The 455-nt window shown below is 39.6% G+C and carries 1 pseudogene; it reads left to right on the top strand.

The window, feature by feature from the left end:
• Positions 1-147: 147 nt before the first annotated feature.
• Positions 148-455 (top strand): annotated as a pseudogene (locus P5683_RS25850) (hypothetical protein); the annotation flags it as partial.

Here is a 455-nt window from a genome sequence, read left to right on the forward strand (position 1 = left end):
CGGGTGATACTGTTATGCTCACTATTGGCGCTAGTAAACTACAAGCTATTGCCGAGTCTGTTGCAGATATTTCGGTAACTGTAGTTGAGTTTGTAACTGTTGATTAAATAGTTGGGGGATTATCCCCCTTTTTGAGGAATCTTTATTATGACTAATTTTAATATTTACTCTAGTAGATTTGGGCAGTCAACCGATGACTTGCCAGAAGGTGAAGTCAATCTGTATTTAACCAATGAAAGGGTACAGGCAGTTATTGACTCAAATACTAATTTATTCAAATTAACTGATTTATCCTGGAATAATATTACTAATAAACCTAGCACTTTCCCCCCATCTACTCATTCCCATAGCTGGACTGAAATAACGAACAAACCGACTATCTTTGCAAGTGACTGGGCAAACGTGGCGGATAAACCAGCTACGGCAACCCGTTGGCCTACGTGGTCTGAAGTTAG

Source organism: Limnospira sp. PMC 1279.21, from assembly GCF_032349615.1.
Classification (GTDB): Bacteria; Cyanobacteriota; Cyanobacteriia; order Cyanobacteriales; family Microcoleaceae; genus Limnospira; species Limnospira fusiformis.